Below are 6500 nucleotides of genomic sequence, written 5' to 3' on the forward strand. Positions count from 1 at the left end.
TCGCGAAATTTCGCAGTCGCGACGCCAGAGACCGAGGGTTAGATCATGCCTAGCATTCACCTTCCGGCCGCCCGCTAAATATCTCCTTTTGGGTTGTTAATAAAACATCCAATAAGTTGACTGTGCGTGAAAAAGAAAGTTTTGTGTGATGGCGTTGAAGATCGCACCGTTAAGCTCTTATGTGGGATGGTGCAGAGCTCGACGACTACCGATAAAACGCAACCGCCGCAAACAGACAAGAAAAAGCCCCAACTGATAACAGTTGGGGCTTCAGTATTGTGATTGGTGGAGCAATAGCACCCTGAACCCAAAACCTTCTCGCTCAACCGGTAGTGGCTGATAACAACTCGTGAGGGCTATTGCGGGTTAAGCATTTAGCGATGTCTAGGGCCAGACTGGACGTCTGAACGCAAGCCGCTGATACTGTACATAACCACAGTATCAGCGGAGGATACCCATGTCGCTGGCAAGGAACGCCACGGCGAGTCAATCGCCCACTCAAACAAACGGTTACGAACGCCACCAACCCGACCAGACGCTGCTCTACCAGCTGGTTGAGCAGCACTACCCAGCCTTCAAAGCCTCACTCGAAGCCCAAGGTCAACACCTGCCTCGCTACATCCAACAAGAATTCAACGACCTCCTCCAATGTGGCCGTCTGGAGTATGGTTTCATGCGGGTTCGCTGCGAGGATTGTCATCACGAGCGTCTGGTCGCCTTCAGCTGTAAACGACGCGGCTTTTGCCCTAGCTGCGGTGCCCGCCGGATGGCCGAGAGTGCGGCGCTGCTGATAGACGAAGTCTTCCCCAAGGAGCCCATTCGCCAGTGGGTGCTCAGCTTTCCTTTCCAGCTACGCTTTTTGCTGGCTCGCCATCCCCAGCTGATGGGCCAGGTCTTGAGTATCGTCTATCGTACACTCTCAACTCATCTGATCAAAAAAGCCGGTTACACCAAAGCCTCTGCACAAACTGGCTCAGTGACTCTTATCCAACGCTTTGGCTCCGCGCTAAATCTCAATGTCCACTACCACATGCTGTTTCTCGATGGTGTCTATGCCGAAGATGACTATGGCAAGCAACGCTTCCATCGTGTCAAGGCACCCACTTACGATGAGCTGAATACGCTCGCTCACACCCTCAGCCATCGCATCGCTCGCTGCATGGAAAAGCGTGGGATTTTGGAGCGTGATGCCGAGAATACGTGGTTGACACTGGAAGAGGGCGAAGACGATACGCTGACTCAATTACATGGTGCTTCGGTTACGTATCGCATTGCCGTCGGCCCCCAGCAAGGGCGCAAAGTCTTCACCCTGCAAACCTTGCCAGGGCGTGAGGATAAAGCCGACTCAAGCAGTCGAGTAGCCAACCATGCTGGTTTCTCGCTACACGCCGGTGTGATGGCCGAAGCGCATCAGCGGGATAAGCTTGAGCGCTTGTGTCGCTACATTAGTCGGCCAGCGGTTTCAGAAAAACGTCTGGCATTAACCGCCAATGGGCAGGTGCGTTACGAGCTCAAAACTCCGTACCGCAATGGCACCACCCATGTGATCTTCGAGCCGCTGGACTTCATCGCCAAACTCGCTGCGTTGGTACCTAAGCCGCGAGTCAACCTCACACGCTTCCACGGCGTCTTTGCACCGAACAGCAAACACCGAGTTCAAGTAACACCCGCCAAGCGGGGCAAGAAGCCCGACAAATCGGAAGGTCTCGATACTAACTGGCGTGACAAGAGTCCTGCAGAGCGCCACCGCGCCATGACCTGGATGCAACGCCTCAAGCGAGTCTTCAATATTGATATTGAAGTCTGCGAACACTGCGGCGGTCACGTCAAAGTGATTGCCAGCATCGAAGATCCGAAGGTCATTGAGCAGATTCTCAAGCATCTGAAACAGAAAACAGCCAAGGCGAATGCCGCCAAGCAGCGTGAGCTGCCACCAGAACGAGCGCCGCCACTGACTCCCAGCCTGTTCGATCCATCACAGAGTCGTCTCTTTGACTGACGACCCCAAATCCAACACTGCTCAACACTGCCAACTTTTAAACGGGGCGGTGGGGCAGTTTGTATCTCTCGAGCTATCAGGCTAGAGATTTTACCGCCAAATCGAACCTTATTAGAGCGGTTTAGGCTGGACCGGCAGTTAAAATTGGGGCTTGAGCGGTAAACGAGTGAGGGAATTTCAGGTAAGATACTTCGGATGAGGAGCAAAAAGGTGGTTTATACTTCCTATACCCAGAAAAATCGCGGCGTTTTGCTTTTCAGTTCGACCTTTTAATGAATACTGATGTAACACGGATTGACCGTATTGGGAGTTTGAGATGGTGACAAAGAGAGTGCAACGGATGATGTTCGCGGCGGCGGCGTGCATTCCGCTGCTGCTGGGCAGCGCGCCGCTTTATGCGCAGACGAGTGCGGTGCAGCAAAAGCTGGCGGCGCTGGAGAAAAGCAGCGGAGGGCGGCTGGGCGTCGCGCTCATCGATACCGCAGATAATACGCAGGTGCTTTATCGCGGTGATGAACGCTTTCCAATGTGCAGTACCAGTAAAGTTATGGCGGCCGCGGCGGTGCTTAAGCAGAGTGAAACGCAAAAGCAGCTGCTTAATCAGCCTGTCGAGATCAAGCCTGCCGATCTGGTTAACTACAATCCGATTGCCGAAAAACACGTCAACGGCACAATGACGCTGGCAGAGCTGAGCGCGGCCGCGTTGCAGTACAGCGACAATACCGCCATGAACAAATTGATTGCCCAGCTCGGTGGCCCGGGAGGCGTGACGGCTTTTGCCCGCGCGATCGGCGATGAGACGTTTCGTCTGGATCGCACTGAACCTACGCTGAATACCGCCATTCCCGGCGACCCGAGAGACACCACCACGCCGCGGGCGATGGCACAGACGTTGCGTCAGCTTACGCTGGGTCATGCGCTGGGCGAAACCCAGCGGGCGCAGTTGGTGACGTGGCTCAAAGGCAATACGACCGGCGCAGCCAGCATTCGGGCCGGCTTACCGACGTCGTGGACTGCAGGTGATAAGACCGGCAGCGGCGACTACGGCACCACCAATGATATTGCGGTGATCTGGCCGCAGGGTCGTGCGCCGCTGGTTCTGGTGACCTATTTTACCCAGCCGCAACAGAACGCAGAGAGCCGCCGCGATGTGCTGGCTTCAGCGGCGAGAATCATCGCCGAAGGGCTGTAACTCTCAATAATGGGGCGCTACGGTGCCCCACTTTCTATTTATATATCCGTAAAAGCTTTTCTTGATATACATCTTCAGCTTTTTGTATGATTATTAATATCATTCTTTTCGATGGCCTTAAGACCTTTTTAAGTCAAAAGTATTACCTCCCCCAAAAAACAAATCCGCAAAGTAATGGAAGTAAATTATTTTATTTTGAATAGTCTTCATTGTGATTAGTCACATGACTCATTCTTTTTATTGTAATTATCTGATTTACATTCGCAGTTTTCTCATTGTTTCCGCCGGAAGTTATTCTTCCACTGTTTTTCCTCTTTATTTCCGCATGGTTGTTTTTCCACCCTTTGGATGGCTTGTAAGAATATTGTTTTAATCCGGCCAATAGAGTTATTGGGCCTCCAAAAGAATATTGACATCATTTTATGGCAGTGAAATTATTCGATCATGGATAAGGAGGGGGACAATGAAGTCACTAATTTATGATTACGGAAGAATCAACTGTATGAGTTGCCCTTCTCAATGTGAATTAAAACCAAATGCCTCATTGCGCGTTTCGTTTTGCCAGGACTATTGTTTTTGTACCTGGCCAGAAGGGAGTGGCTATTTTTCTCTGGGGATTATGGAGGGGCTCCTCAAACAAAATTATAATAATCTATATTTAGGCTGTATTTTTGTCGATTTTTCTATCAGCCATTTGCGCTTTTTTACTAACGAACGTTGGATAGATTATTTAATTGAAACGAAATTAAAAATTGTTATCGTTTGTGATAAATACCTTAAACCATTGGCTAATTACTGGTTTAAGCATTCTAAAGATATTTTTCTTGTTATCTATCAGCAAGATCGGCTGACGCTGGCCTGTGAAAAGTTAAAAAAGAGATTTATCTATCAGCGCGACGCCTTCTTTGGCGGAGAGTCACTCTCTGAACTGGAGTTTGCTGTCTTAAGCGCATTGATTTCCGGAGACGGTTGTCTGCAACTGGCTGATGAACTCAATGTCGATATTCGTACTATCTATGCTGCAAAGCGCCGTGCGGAAAAGAAAATGGGGGCCGATATCAATACCCTTTTCCGATTCTCACATTCGTTATAAGCGATTTTAAACTGATTGATGGCCCTTTTCATTGTTATCACTTTGCCGTGAGAAGGGCCTACAGTTAAATATTAATGCATAAAGCGGTTGAATACGCATGTTGCCGGATTTTAGCGTTTGCAGCCCCGTGCAAGAGAATACGTTCAATGCGAACTATGCAGTTTATTACTACGGCTCTGTAAACGGTAACGGTCAGGATTTTACCCGCTACGTACGATAAGGCAATTATTACCACCAGGGCGACAGGGGGAGCTTCAGGTGGGCTGAAAAACGGGAGTCTGTATTTGATTAGCGAAAACGATAAATTTAACGATCTGACCGTTAATACTTCAGGCTGGTTAGCCGACGGTATTAACCCTGGTCGGGAACGTGCCGGCAGAGATAATAACGTGACGGTAAACCATCAGACCAATATCAAAGCAGCAGGAATAGGGGGCGTGCGAACGCTCCGGTAAATAATGCTAATGAGGTCGCTACCATCACTCTCAATGGCCCCACCACCATTGAAACCACTTCGCCGGTTTCTATAAAGGTTGACTGTGCTGCCGTATCGAGAACGCTATGACTATTTACGCTGAAGAGTTGCGCATCATGATGGATGCTATTATGGATATCATTTTCGACCACGGCACGCACAGGCAGGCACGCACCTTTATGGCTGTTTTCACTCTCGACGCGGAACACCCTTACCCTGACGGCGTTCTTCCGCACCTGGTCAGGATCTTCACCACTGACCACGCCCGTCAGTTTCTGAAGCGTATCTGCCGGACTGCTGTACTCAGCCTGGCTGAGATAGCGGCCGTTCGGGGTTAACCAGAAATCCTGGCTGTCACTGACACGGTAGGTTTCGCCGTGGCTGGCGATGCCTGAGACGTTACAGAAGCGGTCATAATCGGGGTTCTAGGGATTTTCCGTCCAAAAACGACAAAGTGCTCTGGAGGCCGCGCCGTCCGTGGCCTCCAGAGGGGTATTACTTTTCGCTGACGGGTAAATATCCCTCGATTGAGCGCATAAGCTCCTCCAGATCTGGCAATTTTTCGCTCAATTCGAAGTGGTAAGTCCCCTTGAGGTTAATGTTGTGCCAGGCCACAGGGGATGCCTGTTTGACGATATCTATTCTCTTGGTATCTCCTTGGTATTCGAAGCTGGTCAACAGCTGGCTGAGTATCCTGGAGTTGAAGTAAACGATGGCATTGGTGACCAGGCGAGCGCACTCATTCCATAGCTGGATTTCTTCGTCTGAACTGCCCCGGAACTGATCCCCATTGACGCTGCTCACGGCCCGACGCAGTTGGTGATAGGCCTCTCCCCGGTTCAGCGCGCGCTGAACATAGTTTCTTAAACTGGCATCATCGATGTAGCACAGTAGATAATTCGCTTTCACCAGGCGATTGTATTCCGTCAGGGCTTCCAGCAGCGGGTGATTGCGCTTGTACTCCGAGAGCTTTCTCACCAAGGTGGCTTGCGTTGTTTTCCGCTGCTTAAGTGATACTGCAATCCGTTGGATGGTATCCCAGTGCTGCGCAATACGATGGGTATTGATTGGCTTTTTTAAGCACAGCTGAATTCGGTGTTCTTTGTCTTCCTTGACATCAAACATGTCATTGATCACTTTGCCAACCTGGGCATAGCGTGGGGCAAACTGGTATCCGAACAGATCCAGTAACGCGAAGTTCACATGGTTCACCCCATGGGTATCGGTTGAGAGCACATCCGGAATGATGTCTGACGTATTGCTCATCAACAAATCAAAGATGTAGTGCGATTCATGTTCGTTGGCGCCGATCACTCTGGCGTTGATCGCAGCGTGATTGGCGATCAAGGTCATGGCAGAAACACCTTTTTGAGTGCCAAAGTACTTCGACGAATAACGGGTTTTGAAGGTCTCGCGCCGGGCTTCGAACTTTTGACCATCGGCACTGGCGTGGATCACATCTTCCTGGATGTTGTAGTACCGGAAGATGGGTAGCTTGGCTGTCGCGTTATTGATGTTGTCGTTAGCAGCATTCAATGTTTCCAGGCGAAGATAGTTCGCCTGGATAGTGCTGAGCTGATCATAGGTACGATCAGAGATCTGTGCCATGCCGTAAATGCCTTGATTGGTTGCATTGCCGACCAGAATTGCCAACAGGTCATATTCGGTGATGCTGCCAACTTACTGATTTAGTGTATGATGGTGTTTTTGAGGTGCTCCAGTGGCTTCTGTTTCTATCAGC

Annotated in this window: 5 protein-coding genes and 1 pseudogene; 5 read left to right on the plus strand and 1 reads right to left on the minus strand. The window is 50.2% G+C overall.

What is annotated here, in order from left to right:
• The first annotated feature begins 457 nt into the window (after positions 1-457).
• The 5 genes from V6E55_RS24675 to V6E55_RS24695 all read left to right on the plus strand — a co-directional run bounded on the left by V6E55_RS24675 (position 458) and on the right by V6E55_RS24695 (position 5097).
• The gene (locus V6E55_RS24675) at positions 458-1999 is read left to right on the plus strand and encodes an IS91-like element ISCR1 family transposase (protein WP_000050481.1); all 1542 of its coding nucleotides are present in this window, start codon (positions 458-460) and stop codon (positions 1997-1999) included.
• Between the two features lie 316 nt (positions 2000-2315).
• A complete protein-coding gene (locus V6E55_RS24680) occupies positions 2316-3191 on the plus strand; it encodes an extended-spectrum class A beta-lactamase CTX-M-9 (RefSeq protein WP_032489926.1) in 876 nt (291 codons plus the stop codon).
• Positions 3192-3654: 463 nt separating this feature from the next.
• Positions 3655-4284 (plus strand): helix-turn-helix transcriptional regulator, encoded by a 630-nt coding sequence (locus tag V6E55_RS24685; RefSeq protein ID WP_024266332.1) that lies wholly within the window; start codon positions 3655-3657, stop codon positions 4282-4284.
• Between the two features lie 284 nt (positions 4285-4568).
• Positions 4569-4739, plus strand: coding sequence for a hypothetical protein (locus V6E55_RS24690; protein ID WP_153983901.1), 171 nt, complete (start codon positions 4569-4571; stop codon positions 4737-4739).
• Between the two features lie 106 nt (positions 4740-4845).
• Positions 4846-5097 carry a hypothetical protein gene (locus V6E55_RS24695; RefSeq protein ID WP_044704902.1) on the plus strand — a complete coding sequence of 84 codons (252 nt, stop codon included), beginning with the start codon at positions 4846-4848 and terminating at the stop codon, positions 5095-5097.
• A 157-nt stretch (positions 5098-5254) separates the two neighbouring features.
• Here the strand turns inward: V6E55_RS24695 and V6E55_RS24700 are convergent.
• Positions 5255-6418 (minus strand): annotated as a pseudogene (locus V6E55_RS24700) (Tn3 family transposase); the annotation flags it as partial.
• Between the last annotated feature and the right edge of the window lie 82 nt (positions 6419-6500).

Source organism: Enterobacter sp. 342 (assembly GCF_036663495.1).
GTDB lineage: Bacteria > Pseudomonadota > Gammaproteobacteria > Enterobacterales > Enterobacteriaceae > Enterobacter.

Coding starts and splice junctions, on each gene's coding strand:
- V6E55_RS24675 (WP_000050481.1), top strand. CDS start 458: ATGTCGCTGGCAAGGAACGCCACGGCGAGTCAATCGCCCACTCAAACA.
- V6E55_RS24680 (WP_032489926.1), top strand. CDS start 2,316: ATGGTGACAAAGAGAGTGCAACGGATGATGTTCGCGGCGGCGGCGTGC.
- V6E55_RS24695 (WP_044704902.1), top strand. CDS start 4,846: ATGACTATTTACGCTGAAGAGTTGCGCATCATGATGGATGCTATTATG.
- V6E55_RS24685 (WP_024266332.1), top strand. CDS start 3,655: ATGAAGTCACTAATTTATGATTACGGAAGAATCAACTGTATGAGTTGC.